The 24,383-nt window shown below is 68.4% G+C and carries 21 protein-coding genes; 9 read left to right on the plus strand and 12 right to left on the minus strand.

Going from position 1 to position 24,383, the window contains the following annotated elements:
* The first annotated feature begins 211 nt into the window (after positions 1-211).
* From E3O57_RS15090 to E3O57_RS15130, 9 genes are read left to right on the plus strand one after another with little or no spacing between them, the layout of a single operon-like run.
* A complete protein-coding gene (locus E3O57_RS15090) occupies positions 212-1,291 on the plus strand; it encodes a Gfo/Idh/MocA family protein (protein WP_103479296.1) in 1,080 nt (359 codons plus the stop codon).
* The gene (locus E3O57_RS15095; protein WP_088457344.1) at positions 1,288-2,283 is read left to right on the plus strand and encodes an NAD-dependent epimerase/dehydratase family protein; all 996 of its coding nucleotides are present in this window, start codon (positions 1,288-1,290) and stop codon (positions 2,281-2,283) included. The genes E3O57_RS15090 and E3O57_RS15095 overlap by 4 nt, the downstream gene beginning before the upstream one ends.
* Complete coding sequence (locus tag E3O57_RS15100; protein ID WP_088457343.1) at positions 2,280-3,437, plus strand: DegT/DnrJ/EryC1/StrS aminotransferase family protein; 1,158 nt, start codon at positions 2,280-2,282, stop codon at positions 3,435-3,437. Before E3O57_RS15095 ends, E3O57_RS15100 begins: the two co-directional genes overlap by 4 nt.
* Complete coding sequence (locus tag E3O57_RS15105; RefSeq protein WP_088457342.1) at positions 3,434-4,069, plus strand: acetyltransferase; 636 nt, start codon at positions 3,434-3,436, stop codon at positions 4,067-4,069. Before E3O57_RS15100 ends, E3O57_RS15105 begins: the two co-directional genes overlap by 4 nt.
* A 20-nt stretch (positions 4,070-4,089) precedes the next feature.
* Complete coding sequence (locus E3O57_RS15110; protein ID WP_103479297.1) at positions 4,090-5,172, plus strand: DegT/DnrJ/EryC1/StrS aminotransferase family protein; 1,083 nt, start codon at positions 4,090-4,092, stop codon at positions 5,170-5,172.
* Positions 5,163-6,692: a lipopolysaccharide biosynthesis protein gene (locus tag E3O57_RS15115; RefSeq protein WP_088457341.1), complete on the plus strand. Its 1,530-nt coding sequence runs from the start codon at positions 5,163-5,165 to the stop codon at positions 6,690-6,692. Before E3O57_RS15110 ends, E3O57_RS15115 begins: the two co-directional genes overlap by 10 nt.
* Positions 6,689-7,954: a glycosyltransferase gene (locus E3O57_RS15120; protein ID WP_103479295.1), complete on the plus strand. Its 1,266-nt coding sequence runs from the start codon at positions 6,689-6,691 to the stop codon at positions 7,952-7,954. Before E3O57_RS15115 ends, E3O57_RS15120 begins: the two co-directional genes overlap by 4 nt.
* Complete coding sequence (locus E3O57_RS15125; RefSeq protein WP_103479294.1) at positions 7,951-9,150, plus strand: glycosyltransferase; 1,200 nt, start codon at positions 7,951-7,953, stop codon at positions 9,148-9,150. Before E3O57_RS15120 ends, E3O57_RS15125 begins: the two co-directional genes overlap by 4 nt.
* A 36-nt stretch (positions 9,151-9,186) precedes the next feature.
* A complete protein-coding gene (locus tag E3O57_RS15130) occupies positions 9,187-11,100 on the plus strand; it encodes a DUF4082 domain-containing protein (protein WP_103479293.1) in 1,914 nt (637 codons plus the stop codon).
* Between the two features lie 49 nt (positions 11,101-11,149).
* On the opposite strand, the gene E3O57_RS15135 is transcribed toward E3O57_RS15130, so the two are convergent.
* The 12 genes from E3O57_RS15135 to E3O57_RS15190 form a co-directional block, all read right to left on the minus strand.
* Positions 11,150-12,496 carry an O-antigen ligase gene (locus tag E3O57_RS15135; protein ID WP_103479292.1) on the minus strand — a complete coding sequence of 449 codons (1,347 nt, stop codon included), beginning with the start codon at positions 12,494-12,496 and terminating at the stop codon, positions 11,150-11,152.
* A complete protein-coding gene (locus tag E3O57_RS15140) occupies positions 12,493-13,335 on the minus strand; it encodes a hypothetical protein (RefSeq protein WP_103479291.1) in 843 nt (280 codons plus the stop codon). The genes E3O57_RS15135 and E3O57_RS15140 overlap by 4 nt, the downstream gene beginning before the upstream one ends.
* Positions 13,332-14,057, minus strand: coding sequence for a hypothetical protein (locus tag E3O57_RS15145; protein WP_103461340.1), 726 nt, complete (start codon positions 14,055-14,057; stop codon positions 13,332-13,334). Before E3O57_RS15145 ends, E3O57_RS15140 begins: the two co-directional genes overlap by 4 nt.
* Complete coding sequence (locus E3O57_RS15150; protein WP_088457334.1) at positions 14,054-15,052, minus strand: glycosyltransferase family 2 protein; 999 nt, start codon at positions 15,050-15,052, stop codon at positions 14,054-14,056. The genes E3O57_RS15145 and E3O57_RS15150 overlap by 4 nt, the downstream gene beginning before the upstream one ends.
* A gap of 193 nt (positions 15,053-15,245) precedes the next feature.
* Positions 15,246-17,921, minus strand: coding sequence for a WecB/TagA/CpsF family glycosyltransferase (locus E3O57_RS15155; RefSeq protein ID WP_103461338.1), 2,676 nt, complete (start codon positions 17,919-17,921; stop codon positions 15,246-15,248).
* 87 nt (positions 17,922-18,008) lie between these two features.
* Positions 18,009-18,707 carry a hypothetical protein gene (locus E3O57_RS15160; RefSeq protein ID WP_103479290.1) on the minus strand — a complete coding sequence of 233 codons (699 nt, stop codon included), beginning with the start codon at positions 18,705-18,707 and terminating at the stop codon, positions 18,009-18,011.
* A gap of 277 nt (positions 18,708-18,984) precedes the next feature.
* Positions 18,985-19,899, minus strand: a complete 915-nt coding sequence (locus tag E3O57_RS15165) for a glycosyltransferase (protein WP_103479289.1) — start codon at positions 19,897-19,899, stop codon at positions 18,985-18,987.
* Entirely contained in the window at positions 19,896-20,912 is a 1,017-nt protein-coding gene (locus E3O57_RS15170; protein WP_103479288.1) for a hypothetical protein, read from the minus strand. The genes E3O57_RS15165 and E3O57_RS15170 overlap by 4 nt, the downstream gene beginning before the upstream one ends.
* Positions 20,909-22,171 (minus strand): MFS transporter, encoded by a 1,263-nt coding sequence (locus E3O57_RS15175; protein WP_103479287.1) that lies wholly within the window; start codon positions 22,169-22,171, stop codon positions 20,909-20,911. The genes E3O57_RS15170 and E3O57_RS15175 overlap by 4 nt, the downstream gene beginning before the upstream one ends.
* A 13-nt stretch (positions 22,172-22,184) precedes the next feature.
* Complete coding sequence (locus E3O57_RS15180; RefSeq protein ID WP_103479286.1) at positions 22,185-22,877, minus strand: hypothetical protein; 693 nt, start codon at positions 22,875-22,877, stop codon at positions 22,185-22,187.
* Positions 22,874-23,497: an acyltransferase gene (locus tag E3O57_RS15185; protein WP_241990455.1), complete on the minus strand. Its 624-nt coding sequence runs from the start codon at positions 23,495-23,497 to the stop codon at positions 22,874-22,876. Before E3O57_RS15185 ends, E3O57_RS15180 begins: the two co-directional genes overlap by 4 nt.
* Before the next feature lie 241 nt (positions 23,498-23,738).
* Positions 23,739-24,368 (minus strand): acyltransferase, encoded by a 630-nt coding sequence (locus tag E3O57_RS15190; protein ID WP_241990450.1) that lies wholly within the window; start codon positions 24,366-24,368, stop codon positions 23,739-23,741.
* Between the last annotated feature and the right edge of the window lie 15 nt (positions 24,369-24,383).

Consider the following 24,383-nt stretch of genomic DNA (forward strand, 5'->3'; position numbering starts at 1 on the left):
GACCGCCGGCACGACGTCCAACGGCCGGTACCTCTACGGACCCGCCGGCGGCTTCCCGACCAACAGCTGGCAGGCGGAGAACTACTTCGTCGACGTGGTTTTCACACGATCCGGCTAGAGAATTCGGTTTCACCGAACCCGCGGTGAAGCCTCGCATGACAGGCCCGTCACCCGAGCGGTCCTGAACGCCCACAACACCCTGGGGGTATCAGTGAACACGAAACTTCGAATCGCCGTCGTCGGCGCCGGATACTGGGGGCCGAACCTCGCCCGCAACTTCCGAGCTAACCCGGAATGGGACCTGGTCGCGATCTGTGACCTCGACAGGGACCGCGCCCAACGGGTCGCCGACGGTGTCGGCGGCGCCCGCGTGGTGACATCGCTCAAGGACCTGCTGGAATCCGATGACATCGATGCCGTGGCTATTGCCACGCCGGCCTCCACCCACCACGGCATCGCCAGGGCCGCCCTGAGCGCAGGCAAGCACGTGATGGTGGAGAAACCTCTCGCCGACACCGGGGTCAAGGGCCGGGACATGGTTCGAGTGGCCGCCGACAGGGGACTGGTCCTCATGGCCGACCACACCTACTGCTACACGCCCGCCGTACTGAAGATCCGGGAGCTTGTCGCGGAGGGAGCGCTCGGCGACATCCTGTTCATCGATTCGGTGCGCGTGAACCTCGGCCTGATCCAGCCCGACGTCGACGTTTTCTGGGACCTCGCCCCTCACGACCTGTCTATCATCGACTTCGTGCTTCCCGGCGGGCTGCGGCCGCTGTCGGTGTCGGCCCACGGCGCTGATCCGCTGGGGGCGGGTAAGGCGTGCGTGGGATACCTCGCGCTGCCGTTGGCGAACGGGGCGATGGCCCACGTGCACGTGAACTGGCTCAGCCCCACCAAGATTCGCCAGATGATCATCGGCGGCACCAAACGAACCCTGGTCTGGGACGACTTGAACCCGCAACAACGGGTCAGCGTCTACGACCGCGGCGTCGACCTGTCGCTGCAGGCCGTCGGCGGGGAGGCGCGTCGGGAGTCGACGATCTCCTATCGGTTGGGTGACACGTGGTCGCCCGCCCTCCCCGAACACGAGGCCCTCGGTGCGATGGCGACGGAGTTCGCCCGCAGTATCCGGGAGAAACGTCCCGCCAGGACCGACGGGGAGTCGGGACTGCGGGTACTGGCGGTGCTGGAGGCGGCGACCAGGAGCCTGGCGGCGGCCGAACTCGCACCCGTTGCCGACGTCCGTGCCAGTGCCGATGACCTGAGCCTGATCGGTGAGGCGTCATGAGCGCCCTGGTCGGAGCGACTGTCCTTGTCACCGGCGGCGCCGGCACCATCGGATCGGCTATCGTCGACCAGCTCCTTGATGCCGGTGCGGCGCACATTGACGTGCTCGACAACCTGGTCAGGGGCCGGCGCGACAACCTCGCCGGGGCCCTGGCGTCTGGCCGGGTGACTCTGGTGGAGGGCGACCTACGTGACCGTGACCTGGTCCATGACATCGTCGCGGGCAAGGACCTGGTCTTCCACGAGGCAGCACTCAGGATCACTCAGTGCGCCGAAGATCCGCGCCTGGCCCTCGAGGTGCTCGTCGACGGCACCTTCAACGTCTTCGAGGCGGCGGCCGACCGGGGCGTCGAGAAGCTCATCACCGCGTCCAGCGCTTCGGTGTACGGACTCGCGGAGCACTTCCCCACCTCGGAGCGCCACCACCACCACAACAACGACACCTTCTACGGTGCGGCGAAGTCGTTCAATGAGGGCATGCTGCGCAGCTTCAGAGCCATGCGCGGCCTCGACTTCGTGGCGCTGCGGTACTTCAACGTCTACGGTCCGAGGATGGACGTGCACGGCCTCTATACCGAAGTCCTGGTGCGGTGGATGGAGCGCATCATCGACGGGAAAGCACCGCTGATCTTCGGGGACGGCCGCCAAACCATGGACTTCGTGTTCACCGCCGACATCGCCAGGGCGAACCTGCTCGCTGCGACCAGTGACAGCCGTGACGGCGTGTACAACATCGCCAGCGGGGTGGAGACGAGCCTGCTCGAACTGGCTGAGCACCTCCTGCGAGCGATGGATTCGACGTTGCCGGTTGAGCACGGCCCCGACCGGGCAGTTAACGGAGTGGCGCGCCGACTTGCTGATGTCTCCGCAGCCCGGCGGGATCTCGGGTTCGAAGCCCGGGTCGGGCTCGATCAGGGGCTCCGGGAACTCGTCGCCTGGTGGGCACCCCTCCGCGAGGAAATCGCCGCCGGCCGAACGCTGGTGACCTCATGAGCCGCATCAATGTCATGAAGCCGTGGATCGGCGCCGACGAGATCCAGGCGGTCACCGAAGTGATCGAATCCGGCTGGGTCGCGCAGGGACCCCGGGTGGCCCGGTTCGAGGAGGAATTCGCGACGGCCATGGGCGCCGAGCACGCCGTGGCGACGTCGAACTGCACCACGGCCCTGCACCTGGCACTCGTCGTTGCGGGCGTCCAGGCCGGGGACGAGGTGATCGTCCCCTCCTTCTCGTTCATCGCGACCGCCAACGCGCCTACGTACGTCGGCGCCCGCCCGGTCTTCGCCGACGTGGACCTGGCGACGGGCAACCTCACCGCGGAGACCGTGTCCGCGGTCATCACCGATCGCACACGAGCGGTGATCGTGGTGGACCAGGGCGGGATCCCGGTTGACCTCGCCGCGATCCGTGCAGTGTGCGAACTGCGCGGGATCTTCGTCATCGAAGATGCGGCCTGCGGCGCCGGGTCCACCTACCGGGGGCGCCCGGTCGGTGCCGGGGCTGACATCGCCGCGTGGTCCTTCCACCCGCGCAAGCTCCTCACCACCGGCGAGGGCGGGATGCTGACCACGTCGACAACGGCGTGGGCGACCCGCGCCCGGCAGCTTCGGGAGCACTCGATGAGCCTCTCGGCCGCCAGCCGCCAGGCAAGTGTGCTTTCACCGGCCGAGGAATACCGGGAGATCGGATTCAACTACCGGATGACCGACCTTCAGGCCGCGATCGGGATCGTGCAACTCGGACGCTTGCCGGAAGTCGTGCGCAAGCGACGGGAGCTGGCGGAGCGGTACAGCATCGCCCTGGCCGCAGTGCCGGGTCTGCGCGTGGTCAGCGACCCGGAGTGGGGAACCTCGAACTTCCAGTCCTACTGGGTCGAAGTGCTCCCGGATTTTCCGACGGATCGAGAGGGCCTCGTCGAGGCGCTGGCGCATGCGGACATCTCGGCCCGCCGCGGCATCATGGCGGCACACCGCCAACCGGCCTACCGGGATTGGGTCGAGCACAACGTTCCGCTTCCGGTCACCGAGCGCCTGAACGACAACACGCTGATCCTGCCGCTCTATCACGAGCTGGCGGATGCTGAACAGGACCGTGTGATCGATGCCGTGGTGCAGGTCTCGTCCACCCGTCGCCGGGGCGCCGCATGAGAGACGTCATCCTGCTCGCCGCCAGCGGCCTGGCGAGAGAGGTCGTCTCGGCGGAACAGCGTGAATTCCGCTGGGTGGCAATTCTCGACGACGATGAGGAGCTGCACGGCAGCCGCGTGGCTGGAATCGACGTGATCGGCGGATTGGAACTCGCTGCGAGGCACCGGACCGGGCTGCTGATCTGCGTCGGCTCCGGCGCCGGGCGACGCCGGGTGGCTGACCGGCTGGCCGCCCTGGAGGTGCAACCGGAGCGGTATGTCACGGTCATCGACGCCTCGGCACGTGTCCCCGCCTCCTGCACCGTCGGCCGGGGCAGTGTGCTGCTTGCGCACACCGTGCTCACTGCCGACGTCAGAGTCGGCCGTCATGTCGTGGTCATGCCGCAGGCAACCCTCACGCACGACGTGGTCGTCGGTGACTTTGCCACTCTCACTGCCGGAGTCTCCCTCGCCGGGGGAGTCACAGTGCACGAGGGTGCCTACCTCGGCATGAACGCCACCGTTCGGCAGGGCGTCGTCGTCGGAGCCGGAGCGATCGTCGGGATGGGCGCCGCTGTCATCGCCGACGTGCCGGCCGGAGAAACCTGGGCCGGTGTCCCCGCCCGGTCCGTCTATCAGAGGAGCGCAGTGTGAAGACCACCGAACGAGTCCCGATGCTTGACCTGGCCGGGCAGCATCAGCAGATCGCCGACGTGGTTCGGCAGGGCTTCGACCGGGTCATCGCGGCGAGTTCCTTCATCCAGGGCCCCGACGTCGCCCGGTTCGAAGGGGAATACGCGGCCTACTGCACCAGCCGGCACGTGATCGGTGTCGGTAACGGCACCGACGCGCTCGAGCTCGCACTGCGCGCCAGCGGCATCGGCGCAGGCGACGAGGTCATCGTTCCCGCCAACACCTTCGTGGCGAGCGCCGAAGCCGTTCTGCGTGCCGGTGCGCGGGTGGTCTTCGCCGACTGCGACGAGAATTTCCTCCTCGACCCCGTGAGTGTGGGCGAGCGGATGACCGCCCAGACCCGAGCGGTCATCGCCGTGCACCTTTACGGTCAAGCCGCGCCGGTCGACGAACTCCGTCTGCTGGTCGGCCCCGACGTCGTCCTGGTCGAAGACGCGGCGCAGGCCCAGGGGGCGCGGTCCCATGGTCGGCGCGCCGGGTCCCTGGGAGACGTGGCCGGCACCAGCTTCTACCCCGGCAAGAACCTCGGCGCCTACGGTGACGCAGGTGCCGTGATCACATCCTCCGACGCGATCGCCGCCGAGGTGCGCGCGCTCAGTAACCACGGCGGAGTGCACAAGTACGAGCACCTCAGCGTGGGGACCAACTCCCGGCTCGACACCCTGCAGGCCGTGGTGCTTTCCGCCAAGCTCGCCCTGCTCGACGGGTGGAACGCCGAACGCCGACGCCTTGCCGCCCGGTACACCGCCCTGCTCGACGGGGCTCCCGGAGTGGTCACCCCCCGAACCGCGCCAGGGAACGAGCACGTGTTCCACCAATTCGTGGTGCGGGTGCCGGAACGGAACCGGACGTATCAGGACATGAGCGACGCGGGTATCGGCGTGGGCATCCATTACCCGGTCCCGGTGCATCAGCTCCCCGCCTTCGCTGAGGTGGCCAGGGGGCAGGGCACGTTCCCCGTCGCCGAACGCCTGAGCGGGGAGATCCTCTCGCTGCCGATCTACCCCGGCCTCACCGACGAGCAGCAGGATCGGGTGGTCGACACCCTGCAATCATGCCTGTGACCGACGCCTCACCCGGCTCGGTCCTCGGCGATCAGGTGCGTAGGGGGGCGCTCTGGTCGGCCGGCAGCACCCTGTTCCTGCGCTTCGCCAACATCGCGATCATGGCGGTCGTCGCCCGGATCGTGGCCCCGGAGGCGTTCGGGGTGTTCGCCCTGGCCATGGTCGTGCAGGGGGTCGTCGTCAGCCTCGCCGAACTCGGCATCTCTTCGGCGCTGCTCCGTAACGACCTCGACCCCGACCGCATCGCGCCGACGATCGCCACGGTCTCGATCATCACGAGCCTCGTGCTGGGCACCGCGATGGCCGTTTTCGCCGACCCTCTCGCTGCTGCCCTCGGCTCCCCGGATGCGGCAGGGCCGCTTCGGGTGATGGCGCTCTCGGTGGCACTCATCGGGCCGTTCGTGGTGCCGGGGGCGCTGATCCAACGCGACTTCCGGCAGGATGTGATCTTTCGAGCGGCAGCGATCGCGTTCGTTCCGAGCAGCGCGGTCCTCTTATTGGTGGCACTCGCCGGTGATGGGGCGTTGGCGTTCGCCTGGTCGCGGGTCGCGGCGCAGCTGGTCACCGGGGTGATCCTCACCATGAAGGTGAAAAAACGCTACTGGCCGGGATTTCGGCGGGATCAGATCGGAATGCTGATTCGCTTCGGACTGCCGCTCGCACTGGCCAACCTGCTCAGCCAGGCGTTGCTCAATGTGGATTACGTCTTCGTCGGCCGCACCCTGGGCGTTGAAGCCACCGGGCTCTACTCTCTGGCGTTCACCATCGCCGCCTGGTCCACCGCCGTGATCGGATCCGTTCTGAACGGCATCGTTCAACCCGCGTTCTCCCGAGTGCGTCATGAAGGCGGGGACCTTCGCGGCGCCCTGCTTCAGGCCTGCCGAACTGTCGCCCTGGTGGCCTGCGCGATCGGCGCACTCACCCTCGCACTCGCCGAGCCGTTGCTCACCACCATCTATGGAACCCAGTGGACGGGAGCCGCACCGGCCCTCGTCGTCCTCGCCGTTTACGGGGTCATCTTCGTGTTGGGCCTCCTCCTGGCGAACATCATCATCTCCACCGGCCGCACCGGCGGTCTGCTCCTCGTGCAGGTCGCCGCTCTCGCGGTGCTCCTGCCCGCCATGGCGGTCGGTGTCCGATACGGCGGTCTGGTGGGCGTGGGACTGGCCCACATTCTGGTGAGCGCGGGAGTCATCCTCCCGTTGTATCTCCTGATGCTGCGACGAACGATCCCTCGACCGTTCGGTGTGATGGTTCGGGCGATTGCCTGGCCGGTGTGTGCCGGCACCGCGGCCGGAGGGACAGCGTGGGCCGTGGCGATGCTGGTGTCAGCGGCTCCGGCGAAGTTTTTGCTCGGAGGGTTGGCCGGCGGCATCCTCTACCTGGTGCTGACCGCACCGCTGCTTCTCCCGCTTGTGCCGCCGTCGCTTCGCCGTTCCCGAACCTTCGGCCGGGTTCTGGCCGGCCTCGCCTGGCCGTCCAGCTGGCTGGCCCGGCGCATGACCGGGGGGCGCGCATGACGCTCGGGGTGCTCGTCTACCCGCACGACCTCGGGATCGGCGGGAGCCAGCTCAACGCGATTGAGATTGCGGCCGCGCTGCAGCGCCGTGGTCACCGGGTTATTGTCTTCGGCACCCCGGGTGCGCTTGTGCAGCGAATCGCCGATCTGGGTCTCGAATTCATCGCGGCTCCACGACCGGGCCGGCGCCCGTCACCCCGGGTGGCCCGTGCGCTCGCCGACCTCGTGGTGGAACGGAAGATCGATGTGCTGCACGGCTACGAGTGGCCACCGGCGCTGGAGTGCGTCCTCGCCAGCCGGCTGCAGCCATCCGCCGTCGCGGTGTCCACCGTGATGTCGATGGCTGTCGCACCGTTCCTTCCGAAGTGCATGCCACTCGCGGTCGGGACCGAGGCGATCGCCGCCGCCGAGCGTGCCTTCGGTCGCTCCTCGGTCAGCCTGCTGGAGCCGCCGGTCGACCTGACGGAGAATCATCCGGGTGCGGTGCCCGCCGGGGTCTTCGGAGCCGGCGACGACGGTCGGTTCACGGTTGGCATGGTGACCAGGTTCGCCCATCAGCTGAAGCTGGAGGGAATCCTCACGGCGATCGACACCGTCGGAGCCCTGGCCCGGCACGCGGCCATTCGGCTCGTCATCGCCGGGGACGGGCCCGCCCGCGAGGAGGTGGTCGCCCGTGCCGCGCACGTCAACGCGGACTCGGGTGCCGGCACCGTGGTCCTGCTGGGCGAGGTGACCGATCCCCGGCCCGTCTACGAGTCAGCCGATGTGATGCTCGGCATGGGCGGGTCTGCGTTGAAAGCGCTCGCCTTCGCGAAACCGCTGGTGGTGCAGGGGGAGGGCGGATACTGGGAGCTTCTCACCCCGGATACCCTGCCGGAATTCCTCTGGGCCGGGTGGTACGGGGTGGGAGAATCGGCCGAAACGGGTCCGGCCCGGTTGGAGGGCATCCTCCGGCAACTGCTCGTGGACGCCGGTCTTCGAGCGGAAGTCGGCGCGTTCGGCCTGGCAACCGTGCACGGGCGGTTCTCGGTGGAGGCCGCAGCCGTGACCCAGCTGGCCATCTATCGCAAAGCGCTCCAGCTGCGGGTCACGCGCGGGCAGCAGGTCCGGCACGATGCTGCGGCCCTGACCCGGTACGCCCGGTATTACGCGGGGAAACGTGTGCGTCGGTTGATCGGAATCGAGCAGACCGACGACTTCAACGCCCGTCCGGCGAGAGTCCGGCCCGGGAGCCTGCCGGTGACGACGGGAGCGGGCTCGTGACACTGCCGTACATCGTCTACATCGCCGGCGCCGAATGGGATGCCGTTCCGGGAACCGACCGGCGTCTCACGGCGGCGCTGGCCCGACGCATCCCGGTGCTCTGGGTTGACCCTCCGGTTGCGGTGCAGCGGACATTGCGCCGGAACTACCGCTGGCCGTTGCCTCAGCTTGTCTCCGAGGGCCCGAACATCGTTCGGCTGCGCAGCGTCACCGTGCCGTTCGCGTCGAAGCGGGCAATGCTCTCCATCGCGGGTGCCCTGGGCGCCTGGGCAGTCCGCTGGGCGGTCAGGAAGCTCAACGCCGACGTGACCGCTGTCGTGGTGGCGACTCCCCGGGCACGGTTCCCGAGACGGGTGCGGGGTAGTCGGCTGCTCTACCTCACCGACGACTGGGTGGCCGGCGCTGCCCTGCTGGATCTGCCCCAGTCTGGTATTTCCCGGATCCTCCGAAGGAATGTGTCCCGGGCAGACGTCGTCGCCGCGGTCACCCCGGAGCTCGCCGCAACAGTCAGTGGTCTGGCCGTAGACCGCCCGGTCGAGGTCCTGCCCAACGGCTGCGAACCCGTTGTGTCTGACGGCCGGCGTCAACCGGACCGCGGGGACCCGGAAGCCGCTGCCGCCCTGGTCGGACAACTCAATGAGCGATTGGACTTCGACGTGCTCGAAGCGGTGCTGGCGACCGGGGTGCCGATCCTGGTCGTCGGACCGCGTACTGAGCGTGATCCCCAGATCACGGTCCGCCTCGACGCGTTTCTCGCCGCAGAGACGGTGACCTGGCTCGGGGAGGTTCCGTTTGCGGAACTACCCGGTCATCTCGTGGGGGCGGCGGTCGGCCTGACGCCGTATCGCATCACGTCATTCAACCGAGCCAGCTTTCCCCTGAAAACCCTGGAATACCTGGCCAACGGGTTGCCGGTGGTGTCGACCGATCTGCCGGCAGTCCAGTGGTTGAACACCGACCTGATCAACGTCGGGACTGATCCGCGGCACTTCGCTGAGCACGTGCAGCGAATCGTTTCCGATCCGGCACGCGGCGCGGAGGCTGAGACCGACCGCCGACGCCGGATCGAATTTGCGGCATCCCACAGCTGGGACGTCCGGGCGGGGCGGCTCCTGGACCTCGTCGTCCCCGCGGGCAGCTCAGGTGTCCCCGCGACGCCACGATCACGACCCGCAGCATCCGGCGCGCTCACCTGAGCACCCGGCAGTTCGGCCATCGCGAGGGAGCAGCACATGCCATCGGAACAGACCACCGTCATCACGGCGAGCCGCCGGCGGTGGGCGGTGATCGTCGCAGCGGGCGTCGTGGTCGTTGTGGCCGCACTGTCGCTGGTGGCCGGCGTCGCAGGACAGGCACGGGCAGAAGCCAACATCTTCGGTTCACCGACCCCCACTGTGGCCGCAGCATCGGACGATGCGTCGGTGGAAGTGGGCGTCCGCTTCACCAGCACCCGGGATGGCTGGGTGACCGGTCTCCGGTTTTACAAGGGCACAGGCAACACCGGACCACACCTGGGAACTCTGTGGGACGGTGACGGGAACCCGCTGACTCGGGTGGAATTCACCCGAGAATCCTCCAGCGGATGGCAGGAAGCCACCTTCGCCGAACCGGTGCCGGTTCACCGTGGCCACAGCTATGTCGCCTCCTACTTCGCGCCACGGGGTCACTACGCCTCGGATGCCGGCGCGCTCGCCGACCCGCATACCAACGGCGCGCTGTCGGTTCCGGCCGGCGGCGGCGTCTTCCGCTACGGGTCCGGAGGCTTCCCGACCGCGTCGTTCGAGGACACCAACTATTACGTCGACGTCAGGTTCCGCCCCGCCGCCCCGGGTGAAACGGTGCCGGAAGACCACCCGCGGGCCGCTAGTCCCTCGGCCCCGGCCGAGTCGGCCTCCACCCCGACCCCAGCTGCGCCCGACCCGATCACGGTGCCCCCGAGCGACACCGGGACCACGCTGGCCCTTCCGCGGATTCCCTGGGAAGGCGGGCCGGCCTACTGGAAACAGTTCAGCAAGGCCGACGCGGCCGGTTGGGACGACCCGACGTTTTTCCCTATCGTCTCCTGGTTCGGCAACTTCAGCACCGATGACGAGGTCGTCTACGACAAGTCACTCGGCATCAACACGTACAGCGGCATGTGGGATGGCACGCCGTACCGGCTCTTTGCCGACAACGGTGTGTTCTGGATCGGCGGAAAGCTCAACGACGGCTTCACCGCCGACAGCGGCAATTGGGTGGGCCAGTTCCTTGACGATGAGGTCGACGGCCGATTCACCCCAGCAGACGGCCACAAGCACCTCCAGGGGTTGGTCGACGCCCTCCCCGACGACGGGCGCTTCCGCTACGCGAACTTCACCCAGATGGTGATCGCAAGTGACCTCCCGCAGGAGGCAGCGCGCCAGTACGTGAACGGATACACCGATGTGGTGTCGGTGGACATGTACTGGTACAGCATCCCCTTCTGCGACCAGACCCCGTATCGGGATGTGTATCTGACCCCGGTCGCGCAGGCGACCTGTCGCACCGCGTCGAGCTACGGCGCCACTATGAACTCCCTCCGCGCCCAGGATGCCGCAGACGGAAAACTGCAACCACTCTGGCAATGGGTGGAGAACCTGAACGGCGGTCCGCCGGATGCTGCGCCGAAGTCCTACCTCACCCCGGGGCAGCTCACGGGGGCGGTGATGAACTCGATCATCAACGAAGCCCGAGGGATTGCCTATTTCAATCAGAGCCTCAGTGGAACGTGCCAAAGCAGCAACGTTTTCCGCCAATCTCAGGTCACCCCGGGCTTTTGTGGCAATGCTCAGGTCGCCGCAGTGAAGTCGGTGAACGCTCAAATTCACTCACTCGCCCCGGTGCTCAACACCCAGTCCTACGAGTACACCTTCGGTCCGAAGCTCGACACCATGCTCAAAACCCATGCAGGGTCGGCCTACATCTTCGCGATGGTCGACGGCTCTGCCGGCCCGGGGGAGCGCACTCTCACTCTGCCGCCCGGGGTCGAAGGCAAGAACGTCGAGGTGCTGGGAGAAGATCGCAGCCTGGCGGTCGACGGCAAGGGACGATTCACCGACGCCTTCGCCGAGGAATTCAGCTACCACATCTACCGGGTGCCCCTCACGGCAGGGGCGGGCAGCGAGTAGCGGGTGTCCGCGGGCTGAACCGCCGACTGCCCGGAGGAGTCCAGCTGTCCTATCGGGTCGCCACCGGCTGACCGGGCACGGGAGGCCCTGCAGCGAGCAGGTGCCGCGCACCCCCGGCCAGGCCGAGGACGAGGAAGAGCATCCCCGCAGACATCGAGAACGCGAAACCGTCGAAGAAGGCCATCAGCAGACTGCCCGCGACGAGCGCCGCGACGAGGGCCTGGGCCAGCTGCCGGTCCAGGCTGGCTGTGGCGGTGCGGCGGGCCTGCGCCGCACTGACGATGCCGGCGACGACCAGGATGAGGAAGGCGATGACGCCCAGGATTCCCAACTCGATCGCCAGGAGCAGGTACTGGTTGTCGAAGATGTGGTACTTCGCGATGAAGGTGCCGAATCCCTTGCCGACGACCGGGAACCGGCTCATGTAGTCGATGGCGATGTCGTAGCTGGTCGTTCGCGATGCGGTGCTCGGGTCCGACCCCAGTCCGGTGAACAGACCGCGGATCGTTCCGATCATCCCGGGGACGAGCACCGCGATCGCGACGGTCAGGGCGCCGCCCACCGTGACAATGAGCATCCGGACGTTGCGGGAGAGGGTCGGCAGCATGATGATCAGTCCAACGGCGAGGCCGATCAGGGTTGACCGGGAGACCGAGAGCAGTGACGCGACAGTGATCATGGCGACAGGCAGCCAGGGGAGCAGCCGATGCACCGAGCGATTCTCGACGGCCAGAGCGAGGGCGATCGGAAAAGCCATGGCTAGGACGACTCCGTACTCAAGCGGATGGATCGCCGTTCCCGACGCGCGGATGAAGCCGGCTCGCTGGTCGAGTGCGTCCGAGGTGGGGCCCTCCCACATCGTGAACGGCACGAAGTGCCAGAACTCCAGGAGCAGGTTGCCCGTCAGGAACTGAAGGATGCCCAGGGTCGCCATCGCGCCGCCCGCCCACGCGAGCCTGCGCAGCAGGACCCGTAGTTCGCCGACGCTGGGGAGACCGTCGATGCCGACGAGCAGGATCCCGGCCCACGCCAGCAGTCGCAGGAGCCCGTTGTCAGCCGGGCTGACCTCGTCGGTGGGCAGCCCGCGAAGCATGGCGCAGGCGTAGCTGAAGCCCGCCACCGCGAGGAGGGCGAAAAGTGCCGCGGATACGCGTCGCGGGCCCGGTGGCAGAGGGGACTGACGCTGCAGCTGATGCCAGCACCACCAGAGTCCCGCGCCGAGGGCCCAGAGCGTCGCGGGCCGTCCCGCCGACCCCAGGGCCGTGATCGTGAGTCCGGACGGAACCGCGAACAGCAGAACCACGTACACGGTGAGAACAGTCAGTCCGTCGATCCCCCGACGGGGACCTCGCTCCGTCGCGGCGGCGCGGGTCGCCGCGGGCGCCGGCCTGCTCATTCGGCGTGCTCGGGAGCGCGTGCGTCTGCGCCGCGCTTGACGGGGATCGTGCTGTCGTCAAAGCCGTCCGGGACGCCGGCAAGCACCCGGCGGTCGCCGGAACGGGACAGGTCCGGGTCCCTCGGACCCTGGGGTGCGCCGAGGTCGTCGTCGGAGTCCTCGGTTGCCCGGCCGTCTTCGAGCTCAACGTCATCCGGCGTGCCGGCGGAATCGGCAACGGGCGGATCCAACCGGCGTCTCCTGTCCCTGGACAGCAGCAGCCCGTCCACCAACCCGGCCAGGAGCAGGGTGAGAGCGAAGCCGGCGGCAGCTGTTGCGGCGACGGCTTCCAGCCGGCTCTTCTGGATCACCGTACTGGTTTCGTCTGTGGTGAGAGGCATCGCGGTGATGCGCTCAACCTCCGGAACGTCGGCTCGGGTCTGCAGGGAGCTGAGGTTTGTCTGCACGCCGGAGAGGGCGCGGTCGAGCACCAGGGCAACCTCACTGTTGGTGCTGCCGGTGGCGGTGACGGAGAGGAGCGGACCGCTGCTGGTCGCGATGCGCTGGACGGTGGCGTCCGCGGCCGGATGCCCATCCAACAACGACTCACGCACGGTCTGCGACGCCATCGTGTTCACCAACACGTCACTGGCCTGGCCGAGGCCACCGAGGAACAGGTAGGGGTTCTCTCCTTCGGGAACGCTCGAGGCCGCGGGCATGAGGAGCAGGGTCGCGTTGCGTTGGTAGGTGGGTTGCACCTCGGAATACACGACGCCGGCAGCGACGCCGGTGAGTACCAGACCGATCAGCACCACGTACCAGCGCCGTCCGAGGCCTCGCAGGAAGTTCTTCAATGTCATGTCACACGCTCCGTTTGCTGGGCGGTTGTGCCCGGTGAAGTAGTGGGCGGCAGGGTTTGGCCGGCCGGCCCGTCCTGGCGGCGGGGTCTGGGAGTCCGGCCGGCGAGCCGGTCGACGAGCGTTGCCGCGGTCGCGGCCACGCCGAGCCCGACGAGCCCGAGTACGAGCAGGGCCCTGGCCTGTGTTCTGCGGGATCCGCCGACGTGACTGACCGTGGCCTCGGCCGGGACCCGCTCCGTGCTGATGGCATCCCGGGGGTCCAGGGTGCTCTGCCGGTCGGCGGTGAGAACGTCGATCCGGTCGAGGAGGGTGTTGAGGGTCTCTCTGACCCTGTCGGGATCCTGACCGGCGACCCGTACCGACAACACTGGGTCGGGGAAGCTGTACTCCCACTGCCCGCCGGTGTTGGGTATGACGACCTGATACCCCTCGGACACTCCCGCGCCGAAGAGTGGGGCGTCCGGCGAGAGACGGTCGGGCAGCTTTCCGTCGTTGATCTCCTGCTCGATGGCCCCGACGAATTCCAACAGGGTGTCCCGCTGTCGGTCGTCGAAGACGCCGACGGCTGCGGCATCGGGAACCACGAAGACCACCTTCGATTGCGAGACGTAAGCGCCGCCGGCCTCATCGAGGGTGACGAACGTGACGCCCAGGACGGCGAAAACGGCCACGACGACATACCAGCGCCGCAGGAGAACTCGCAGCAGGCCGGCGGCGGTCATTCGCCCATCCCGATCGGAGAGGCGGCGGTGTTCGTCGCATGAGGAAGGGTCCTCCACCGGCGACGATCCAGCAGCACGGCCAGGGCGTAGCGATCGGCGGCCCGGTGGGCCCGGAGGGCCGCATGGAGCGTGACCGCAACGTGCACCAGCGCGGCGGCGGCGGGGGTGCCGTGCCGTTCGGCGTAGCGCACCCGGTTCACGGACATCAGCGCGGATTGCCCGGCGGACACACCTGAGCCGCCCTGGCGGTGAGCGACGGTCGCGGCCGGGTCGTACCACACCGTTGCGCCGGCGTTCCGGGCGCGGCGGAAGTAGTCGGTTTCCTCTGAGTAGAGAAAGTACCGCTCATCCCAATCACCGAGGCGCTCGGCGAGCGCCCGGTCGATCAGCAGGGCGGCTCCGGTGGCCCACTCCACGACGTGCGCGCGCCGGTAGCTTTCCTGGTCGTAGACGGTCTCGGAGAGCCAGCCCGGCCTCCGCCGGGCCCGAGAGCCGAACAGTGCTTCGCCGAACGACCGCAGCACCGTCGGTTCGCGGCGGAGCGACGCCTGGAGGACGCCGAGGGAATCCACCAGGCGGGGAACTACGACGCCGGCGCCGGTTGATTCCAAGCAGTTGAGCATCTCGCGCACACTGCCCGGCCGAACCACCAGGTCCGGGTTGAGCACCAGAATGCTGCGTGCACGGCCGACAAGCCTCAACGCCACGTTGATTCCGCCGGCGTAGCCGCGATTGCCGCCGCTGGAGCGCACGGTGATGTCGGCGTGCTCGGCAAGCACACCGAGGGTGCCATCGGTCGAATCGTTGTCGACGACGACGACGCACATCCGAACAGACGGCGTGGCCTCTCTCAGACTGGCGAGGAGCGGCCCGACGTCTGCCTCGCTGTTGTAGGTGACGATGATGACCGCGACATCGGCCGGCTGGTCAGCGCTGACGAAGGTGTCGCGCCCGGGGGCGGGCGACGGCGACCGGTCGGGCGTCAACGCGGTCATGGCAGGAACGGGCAGGGTCGACGTGATGAGTACACGCGTTCACCCCCTTGGTTCGGATCGGATGTGGCTGGTATTACGAGCCAGACCCACGGTGCAATTGACGGGACCAGGGTCCCCGTCGGAGCAGACAGTATCCCGGTCGAGGCAGACCGTCGGACCCCAGAGAGGGGGTGATTGGCCGAAGTCGTCAGGGTCACGCCGCGAGGTCCGGAGGGAGTGCTCGGCTGGACAGGTCGCGTTCCCAGCCCGCCCGGCCTCGGCTGACTACGCGGTGGGCCCTGAGCCGGCCGAGCACCGTGAGCAGCCCGTAGCAGACCACGTCGGCCGCGCTCGCCGGGCCGCGCACGGATGCGACGAGGGACCTGATGCTTCCGGCGGTCGTGGACTCGGTCCCCAATTCCGAGACCCCCCGATACTGGCGGGCGAGAACGGCGACGAGGCTGGCGACGGTCCGGGGTGTGAAGACCCGCACGGGAGAGCCGGTCGGTACGACGACCTTCTCGTCGGAGCGGAAGAGGCTGTCGACGTACGAGTCGTCGGCCGTGACGTCGGGGAAGCGGTCGAATCTGCCGTGCCCTGACGCGTTCAGGGCATAGGCACCGGCGCCCCAGACGGCGTCGCGATTGGTCGGTATTCTGCGCCGCGCGCGGTAGTAGCTCTTGACCAGGGCCGACGCGCCTGTGGTGTCATAGGTGTACTCGGGGCGTGCGGCCAGGATGCGCCCGGTCCCGAGAGAGTCGAAGATCGCGCGCACCGTGGTGGGTTCGATCGCCACGTCTGCGTCCAGGTAGAGACGCGGCCAGGCGTGGGCGGCGGCGTCGCCGACGTTGAGGGCCGCGGTCTTGGATGCTGTCTCGATGTCGTACACCGCGACGCCGGGGAACCGGCGGGCGACCGACGCCGTGCTGTCGGAGCAGCCGTTGCAGACGACGATGATCTCGGCCTGGTTCAGGGCCGCCATCGGGGCGATCAGGGCGAGGGTACGTCCGATCGTCGCGCGCTCGTTGTGGGCGGGGATGATGATGGTGCCGGCCGGCGTGGCGGACCTGCCCCACGGGCCGGGCTCTGTCGTGGTGACCGCGACCGGCTTTGGGGGAGCGGCCGGCGCCGTCCTCCAGGCAGATCCCGTCAGCAGGGTGCGCACGATCGTGCGCTGGGCGGGGTCGGTCCAGTGCCGGGCGGCGGTCACGGCCAAGGCAGCCTGGAAGGCGAGCGCGTAACCGAAGGACCGATAGCGGCGGGTGAAGCGGACCTGGTTCGCGGCGAGCAGCGCCGCCAGCGCGGGCGGGCGGACGCCGGGGCTGGCTTCGGACCTGATGCGCGCGGCAGGTTCGTACCAGATCGGCGCCCCCGTCTCACGCACGCGGCGGAAGTAGTCCGACTCCTGGGCGGCGGTGAACCGCTCGTCCCTGTCGCCGACGAGGTCGTCGACGTCCCGGCGCACCAGGAGCCCGGTGTCGAACCCCCAGCGCACTTGATGCGCATGCTCGTAGCTCTCAGCGTCGGTGTACACCGAGCTGAACCGGCCTCCAGAGCCGGAATCGTCCTTTTCGACGGTTGCGCCGAGGAGGGCCCGGCTCACCGTGGGTTCCTTGGGCAGGTGCCGACGGGTGGCGCCGTCACCGGTGAGCAAGCGGGGTACCACCGCGCCGGCGCCGGCGCGGTTCATCCGGTCGACCATGGTTCGCAGCGCGCCACGCTCCACCTCCCCGGTGCCGTCGAGCACGAGCACAGCGTCCGCCCTGCCGATGTGGGCTCTGGCGGCATTGATCGAAGCCGCATGGCCGCGGTTTCGTTCCGTTGGCACCAGGATCACGTCCCGTTGGAGCAGCAGCTCGGGCCGGGAGGTGCGACCGGGGTCCCCGCCGGTCACGATGCAGCGCAGTCGGAGGTCCTGACACTCCGCTCGGAGTTCCTCGAGCAGCGGGAGGACGCTGACCGTGCTGTCGGCGACGACAACGACGGCCACGTCGGCGTGCTCGTCCGGGTCGGCGAAGCCGACGAATCGGTTCTCTGTCGCACCATCGTGGGGGTGGACACCGATCACCGCCGGAGAGGGTGTCCAGGGGGCGGCGATCGACTCCCGCCGCCGCACCGCGAGGTAGGCAGGTGGGCCCTGCACGAGGTACCGGGTGCACAGGCGCCGGGGTTCCAGTGCGAGCCGCCACGCCCACTCCAGTCCGTGCGCGGAAATCCAGTGCGGAGCCCTGGTCACCCGTCCGGCGAGAAAGTCGACGACGGCGCCGAAGGCCAGCAGCACGCGGGAGCCCGTCGCCAGCCCGTGTTCTGCGATCCACAGCTCCTGCCGAGGCTTTCCGAGTCCGACGATCAGGAGCTCGGTGTCGGCATCGCGGATCTCGCGGGCGATCGCCTCCGATCGCACCGAATCGTTCAGTTCGTCCCTAGCGGGAGCCCAGAGACCGGCAACGCACAACGCTGGGTATCGAGCGGCGAGCTCGGCGAGGAGGCGGTCGTGGGTGTCGGCCGTCCCGCCCAGAAAGCCGATGCGGGTGCCGCGGCTTTCGCACAGCGCCAAGATCGGTCCGATCAGGTCGCTGCCGGCCAGGCGCGGCCAGGCGCGGCCGGTGATGCGGCCGGCCTGCGCGGCGAGCGGGGCACCATCGATGAGGTTCAGCCAGGTCAGCTGGCTGTGCCCCGCCTCCGGCGCCGGTACGTCGTCGTCGAGCGTTCCCGACCAGTCGGCACCCGCCCCGAAGTGATGCACATGGTCGAGGTTGATCGACGTGACCGCCAGGGGCGGGATGTCAGGCGCCTCGAGGTGCTCGGTTATCCGTTCCATGGAGTCGCTGAATTCGAGCAGGTCCACGGCGGACCCGCCGAGGACGATTCGGGCTGTATCAAGAGTCATGTTCGCACCACCGAGGGAGACCAGGCATGGATAAGGGAAGGGAGGGTGTGCAGATGCCGGACAACGAGATGTACACGGGCCTGCCTGTCAGTCCTGCGCGGTGAATGCGCCGAAGAGCACGTAACTGGACCCGCCGGCGACGGCGGTGACGGCGAGGGTGATGGAGTCGTCGCCTCGCGCGAAGCTCAGCGTCGTCGACCGTTTGGCGGCGGTGGTCGGGGACTCCAGAAGACCCAGCGGAGCGAAATGCTGCCGGTAGAACGCCAGGACGTCGGTGGTTCCGAGTGACGTCCTGGCCTCCAGAGCGGCCTGCATACGGTCGCCCTCGGTCGCGACGGACGTGTTGTCGATAACCGACTCCGGGATGCCGGGCATGACGTCCGTGGGGAACCCGCCGACCACGGTTCCGGTCGAGCTGGCGGTGGGGGGAAGCGGCAACGAAACGAGGGTGGTCCGGGGCTTCGATGGTGGCAGGATGACGCTCTCAGGCTGCTCAGGGAGCACTTCGGTCGACGTGCGCGGCGCGGCGTCGGCTTCGCTCCAGCGCTCGCCGTCCGCGCCGGTGTCCGTCGGCTCCTCCTCAACCGGAGCGGGCGTCGCACCGTCGGTGTCGGCCGGCGTCGGGGTGACACTCCGCTCGGAGGTCGGTTGCGCGGTGGGCGACGTCGACTCCGCCACGCTCTGGATCCGGTCGGTCGGGGGCAGCAGCTGCGCGACCACGACGCCGGCGCTGGCCACCAGCACCGTGAGGCCGAGCGCTGCCAGGCCGAGCTGACGCTTGTTCATCGGCGTCGCCGTCGAACGAGGAAGCGGTCGGCTGCGAGGCAGCCGGCCGCACAGAGGGGTCGACAAATAATGGTTGTGGTCACGTTCCATCCCTGCATTTCGGGTGTACAGGTTCAGCTCGGATACAGCCCGCGGCCGGAAGGGTAAGGCCCGGTACGGACTCGTGTTCAAACCTGAGGCAGGCTCAGGTCCTCACGAGCTGACCATAGCCGGGCAAGCGACGAGCCGCTGTGACCTTATCGGGGGGTAAAGTGACGCAGCTCGGGGCGGACTGGTGTCATTCCGTCGTCCCGCTGCGCCACTCCTTGATTCGGTCGACCCCGCGCTTGCCGACCAGGAATAGCAGGGTTGACTTCACCGCGGCGCGAGAGGAATCCCGCAGCAGCCTGGCTGGCCCGCTCAACAGGCGGTCGCGGAGCAGGTCGGTACGCGTCGGCTGGTCAAGATCGGTGGGCAGGGTGGGGAACAGGGCGGCGTAGCCGTTCGACGCGACGAGCCGGCCGCGAACCCGGTTGCTGACGTTGCTGCCGTGCACGACCTGCAGCCACGCCGGTGGGCCGGATACCGTAACGCTCGGCATGGACCTAGGGAGCAGCGTGTGCCAGTCCGCCCAACAGGTGACGGGATCGTTCCAGGTCTCCCTGACTGAGCAGAACGCGTTGAGCTTGTCGACGCGGAGGAACAACCCGTCGGGACCGAGGATCAGTCCCGACGCGAGGTACAGCGCCGAGCGCGGCCCCCTTGGAGGGATTCGCTGTAGGCGGTCGACAAAATCGGCGGCGAGTCCGTCGTCGTTGTCGAGATTCGTGGTCAGCAGGTCGGCGGAGGGTGTGGTTCGCCCGGCGCGGATGTCGTCGAGAATGATGGCCGGGGTGACCTCTGCCCGGTAGATCGGCTCGAAGACCTGGTCCCGCACGAACGGTGCCAGGCGTTGGACGAGCCATTCGGGGCTGTCCGGGTCGAGGTAAACGAGCCAGCGGAAGTTCTGGTTGGTTTGAGCGCGCACCGACGGCAGGCAGTATTTCTCGAAGAGGTCGGCGCGGCCGGTGAGCCATCCCTCGCGTTGGCGCACTCGACCCTCTGGGCCCGGGGTCGGCAGGTTGAACCTGGTGATCAGGACGTGATCGACCGTGGGGGGCGCCGTCGCGGGGTCATCCAGACGGGTCGCGTTCTGCCCGCGTTTGGCAGTCATGAGCGCACCACCGAGGGAGACCAGGCGTGCGGGATGAAGAGGCGAGGTTGGCTGGCCCCGTCGATGGAGATGGACCAGACATCGCTGTCACCGACGACATCGGTGCGGGCCAGCCCGTAGAGCAGTGTCGAGTCATCCAGCCATTCCACCTGGTCGTCGACGTTGCCGGGGGCGGGGAGGAGAGTTTCCGCCCCCGTCTCGAGATCGAGCACCGCGATGGACCAGACCGGCGACGCAGTGCCGGTAACGACCTTCTTGTAGGCGATATGACGACCGTCTGGGGAGAGCGACGGGCACTCGGCGCTTTCCCGGATGGCCGTCAGGGTGCGGGCGGTCAGGTCGCCCCGTACCAACCAGGTGCGTCCGGCCGAGGCCGCCGTGGCATAGAAGGTGGTGTCGTCGCTGCCGAAGGTCACGCCCCAGATGTTGCGGTCGGCCGCTGTGATGCGCTCACCGTCCACCAAGAGAGCGAAGTCTTCGAGATTGCCGTAGTCGGTGCCGTCGATTGTGGAAATCGTCGTCTGAGTCGAGAACGCGACCGTCCCATATGATTCCCCGGTCACGAACGCTGTCACGGCGACGAGGTGGGAGTTGGCGGATACCCGAGTGCGGCTGGGGATGCCGGGTAACGGCCAGGTGCGGAGCTCGGCGGCGTCCGCACCGCGCAGGGTGGCCGCGAACGTCGTGACGATCCCGCGGTCGATGTGGAGGCACATCTCCACGACTGTGGTTGCGTACACCCTGTCGCACGCCTGGGCCGTCACCGAGCGCTCACCGGCGGGATCGGCGAGCGGGACGAAGGCGACCAGCCCGTACCCGTCGCCGGATGCCGTATTGCGGAACACGATCCGGTCTCCTGTCGCCGCCGTGTCGGTGGTGACCGCCTGCACGGCGTTCCCGCCGGTCCGTCGTTCCTGGGAGCCTGCCCAGGCCACGATGCCGTAGCCTCCGGCTCCGCCGAGGAGCACCGCGCTGACCAGCACGGCGGCGATGGTGCGTTTGCGTGCGGTCATGTCGTCTGCGTCCGGTCGAACGCGCCGCGCAGGACGAGAGCGGCCAGCGGGATCAGCAGGGCGAGTGCGCCCGCGATGATCAGCATGGCGTCGCCGCGGCCCACCGCGAACCAGAGCACACCGAATCCAGTGGACGCGATCAGCCGGGTGGCGGCAACGACGGTCTGGGCGGAGGCGATGGCTGTCGCACGGCTGGCCTCAGACGTCGACTGGGCCGCGAGCGCCGCGAGGATGCCGTCGGTGGACGCACAGAACACACCGAGGGCTATCAGACAGAGAATCGTCGTTGGAAGCCCGGCAACGGGGACCGCTGCAGAGGCGTAGGCAGCCAGGAGCGCGAGGTGGCCGCAGACGAAGACCCCGGCGCGGCCGAACCTGTCGGCGAGCTTGCCCAGCGGGATCGCAAGGAGGAGGAAGACGACGTTGGTGCCCACGTAGAGCAGGGGAAACCAGGCCGCCGCGAAGGCATCCCGGCTTTGCAAGACCAGGTAGATGAACCCGTCACCGATGGTCACGATGCCCAACAGTCCCGCGGTGAGGAGCAGGCGGCGCAGCCGCGGATCCCTCAGCTGAGCCCACCTGAACGACGCCCGGGAGGTGCCGGGTGCGGCGCGCTCTGCCGAGGGACGGGTGTTCGGTACGACCAGGCCGAGCACAAAGACGCCGACGATCGCGAAGGCGAGCGATACGACAAATACAGTGTCGTAGCCGTCCGGGATGGCGAACAGGATCGCGAAGGCGAGCAGTGGCCCGACCGCGGCCCCGACGGTGTCCAGCATGCGGTGCACTCCGAAAGACCTACCGAGGTTCTCCGGGAGCGATGACGCTGTAATCAGCGCATCGCGCGGGGCGGTCCGGACGCCCTTGCCGAGGCGATCGACAGCGATGACGGCCACCAGGGACGTGAATCCGGTTGCGAAGAGAAGTCCGGTGCGGGCCAGGGCAGACAGACCGTACCCGAAGAACGCGATCCATTTCGGCTGGTCCCCCCGGTCCGCCGCCCAGCCGCCGGCGATGCGCACGATGGCGCTGACGCCCTGGTAGATCCCGTCGAGAAACCCGTAGGCGACTGTCGACAGGCCCAGCACTCCCGTGATGTACAGCGGAAGGATTGCCGACACCGACTCCGAGGAGACGTCAGTGACCAGGCTGACGATTCCCAGCGCGATGACGACGGACGAGACCCGTGTCGCGACGGGGCGTCCGGGAGGGGAGGCCGTTCCTTGTGCCGACCCCCGGTCGGAAAAAGAGATGTACACGGGCCGGCCGCCGTCAACCCTGCGCCGTGAAAACGCCGAAGAGCACGTAGCTGGATCCGCCGGCGACGGCGGTGACCGACAGGGTCACCGAATCGTCGTCGCGGGCGAAACTGAGCGTTGTCCCGCGTTCGGTCGTGGTCACCGGGGTTTCGAGGAGTCCCAGGGGCGCGAAATGGTGCCGGTAGAACGCGAGGACGTCGTCGGTGCCGAGTGTGGTCCTTGCCTTGAACGCGGACTGCAGACGGTCGCCCTGCGTCGCCACCGAGCTGTTGCCGACGAGTGAGTTCGGGATCCCCGGCATGACATCGGTGGGGAACCCGTCCACAACGTCGCCGAGGGAGTTCACGGTTGGGGGGAGTGGCAGCGAGACGAGCGCGGACCGGGGCTTCGACGGCGGCAGGGTGACGTCGACCTGCCCGGGCGGGAGCACCTCGGTTGAGGTGCGGGGGCCCACCTCGGTATCGGTGTCGGGTGCGGGGTCGGCCTGCGGTCGCTCCGGAGCAGGCGGCACCGTCTCGTCGATCCGCGCGGTCGACGTGGGGGCGCCGCTCTCGGCGGCTGTCGGTGAAGCCGTGGCCGACGGTGTGGATTCCGCCACCGGGCGAATCCGGTCGGATGCCGGCAGCAGATGGGCCACGATCATGCCGGCCGTCGCCACTGCCACGGTGAGGGCGAGCGCGGTGAGCCCGAGCTGACGCTTGTTCATCCGGACTCACGTTCTGCCAGGAGGACGCCGTCACGTTCGTGAAAGTGCTCACCGGTGGCCGGGCAGGTCAGCCGGCCGTCCTCAGCTCTCCGCAGCGGGATCCCCGACCGACCGACCCAGCCGATGCGTCTGGCCGGTACGCCGGCGACGATGGCGTAGTCCGGGACATCCTTCGTCACCACGGCGCCGGCCGCGACGAGCGCCCAACGGCCGATGCTGACCGGTCCGATGCAGACGGCCCGCGCACCGATGGACGCGCCCGTGCCGACGTGCACACCCACCGGATGCCAGTCCTCTGCCATTTTGATGCTCAAATCGGGGTTGACGGCCCGCGGAAACATGTCGTTGGTGAACACCACGGCGGGACCGACGAAGACGCCGTCTTCCAGGACCGCCGGTTCGTAGATCAGTGCGTAGTTCTGTACCTTGCAGTTGCGTCCGAGGATGACGCCGGGTCCGATGTACGAGCCACGCCCGAGGATGCAGCCGCTGCCGATGGAGGCATTTTCGCGCACCTGGGCGAGGTGCCACACGCGTGTCTCAGCGCCGACTTCCGCGGCGGGGTCCACGTCGGCGGTCGCTTCGATGAGGGGGTGCCCGGCCGTCTCCGGTGCGGGTATCACGAGCGTCGACCTTTCGCGGGGCGGTGGGAGGCTGTGGGGCAGCCGGCCGCACGGAGGGGTCGCCGCAAAGTATTTCTTTTCACGTTCCATCCCTGCATGTCGGGTGTACAGGTGCAGCTCGGACAGAGCCCGACGCCGGCAATAGCGCACCCCGGAGACGGACTCGTGACGAGACCTGGCGCACGCCCAGGTCCTCACGACGTGACCATAGCCGGGCTGGGAAGGAGTCGCTGTGACCTTATCGGGGGGCAATTCCGAGGGGGCGGAGGGTGCCGTCGTGTTCGCTGTAGTGTGCGCCGGTCACCGGGCACCTGAAGAGTCCGGGGCCGACGTTTTTCAGGCGGGCGCCGCTCTGACCGACCCAGTGCACCCTCGTGGCGGGGATGCCGTCCATCAGGGCGTACTCGGGGACATCGGCGGTCACCACAGAGCCGTCGGCCACGATGGCCCAGCGCCCGATGGTGAGCGGTGCCACGCAGACGGCGTTGGCACCGACGGATGCGCCGGTGCGCACGGTGACGCCCACGAGGACCCAGTCCGCCGCGGACTTGAGGCGTCCGGACGGCACAACGGCGCGGGGAAACCTGTCGTTGGTGAAGACGGCCCCCGGCCCGACGGACACCCGATCCTCCAGCAGGGTCGGTTCGTAGAGCAGGGCGAAGTCCTGCACCGTGCACTGGCGGCCGAGGATGACGCCAGGCCCGAGGTACGCGGCGTACCCGACCGCACAGCCGGGGCCGACCCGGGCGAATTCGCGGACCTGTGCGCGGTCAGCCACCGTGCTGCCGTCGCCGAGCACCGCTCGGGGGTCGATGTCGGCGGACGGTGCGATCCACGTCGCTCTCACGGCGCCGGCGTCTGTCGTCACGAGTATCCCTTGCAG

Source organism: Cryobacterium sp. TMN-39-2 (assembly GCF_004402745.1).
Classification (GTDB): domain Bacteria; phylum Actinomycetota; class Actinomycetes; order Actinomycetales; family Microbacteriaceae; genus Cryobacterium; species Cryobacterium zongtaii.

Bases quoted from the DNA above. Each gene is read 5' to 3' on its own strand.
- E3O57_RS15140 (WP_103479291.1), bottom strand. From the start codon at position 13,335: ATGACATTGAAGAACTTCCTGCGAGGCCTCGGACGGCGCTGGTACGTG.
- E3O57_RS15115 (WP_088457341.1), top strand. From the start codon at position 5,163: ATGCCTGTGACCGACGCCTCACCCGGCTCGGTCCTCGGCGATCAGGTG.
- E3O57_RS15170 (WP_103479288.1), bottom strand. From the start codon at position 20,912: ATGACCGCACGCAAACGCACCATCGCCGCCGTGCTGGTCAGCGCGGTG.
- E3O57_RS15145 (WP_103461340.1), bottom strand. From the start codon at position 14,057: ATGACCGCCGCCGGCCTGCTGCGAGTTCTCCTGCGGCGCTGGTATGTC.
- E3O57_RS15150 (WP_088457334.1), bottom strand. From the start codon at position 15,052: ATGACCGCGTTGACGCCCGACCGGTCGCCGTCGCCCGCCCCCGGGCGC.
- E3O57_RS15110 (WP_103479297.1), top strand. From the start codon at position 4,090: ATGCTTGACCTGGCCGGGCAGCATCAGCAGATCGCCGACGTGGTTCGG.
- E3O57_RS15120 (WP_103479295.1), top strand. From the start codon at position 6,689: ATGACGCTCGGGGTGCTCGTCTACCCGCACGACCTCGGGATCGGCGGG.
- E3O57_RS15180 (WP_103479286.1), bottom strand. From the start codon at position 22,877: ATGAACAAGCGTCAGCTCGGGCTCACCGCGCTCGCCCTCACCGTGGCA.
- E3O57_RS15155 (WP_103461338.1), bottom strand. From the start codon at position 17,921: ATGACTCTTGATACAGCCCGAATCGTCCTCGGCGGGTCCGCCGTGGAC.
- E3O57_RS15095 (WP_088457344.1), top strand. From the start codon at position 1,288: ATGAGCGCCCTGGTCGGAGCGACTGTCCTTGTCACCGGCGGCGCCGGC.
- E3O57_RS15165 (WP_103479289.1), bottom strand. From the start codon at position 19,899: ATGACTGCCAAACGCGGGCAGAACGCGACCCGTCTGGATGACCCCGCG.
- E3O57_RS15160 (WP_103479290.1), bottom strand. From the start codon at position 18,707: ATGAACAAGCGTCAGCTCGGCCTGGCAGCGCTCGGCCTCACGGTGCTG.
- E3O57_RS15100 (WP_088457343.1), top strand. From the start codon at position 2,280: ATGAGCCGCATCAATGTCATGAAGCCGTGGATCGGCGCCGACGAGATC.
- E3O57_RS15130 (WP_103479293.1), top strand. From the start codon at position 9,187: ATGCCATCGGAACAGACCACCGTCATCACGGCGAGCCGCCGGCGGTGG.
- E3O57_RS15135 (WP_103479292.1), bottom strand. From the start codon at position 12,496: ATGAGCAGGCCGGCGCCCGCGGCGACCCGCGCCGCCGCGACGGAGCGA.
- E3O57_RS15105 (WP_088457342.1), top strand. From the start codon at position 3,434: ATGAGAGACGTCATCCTGCTCGCCGCCAGCGGCCTGGCGAGAGAGGTC.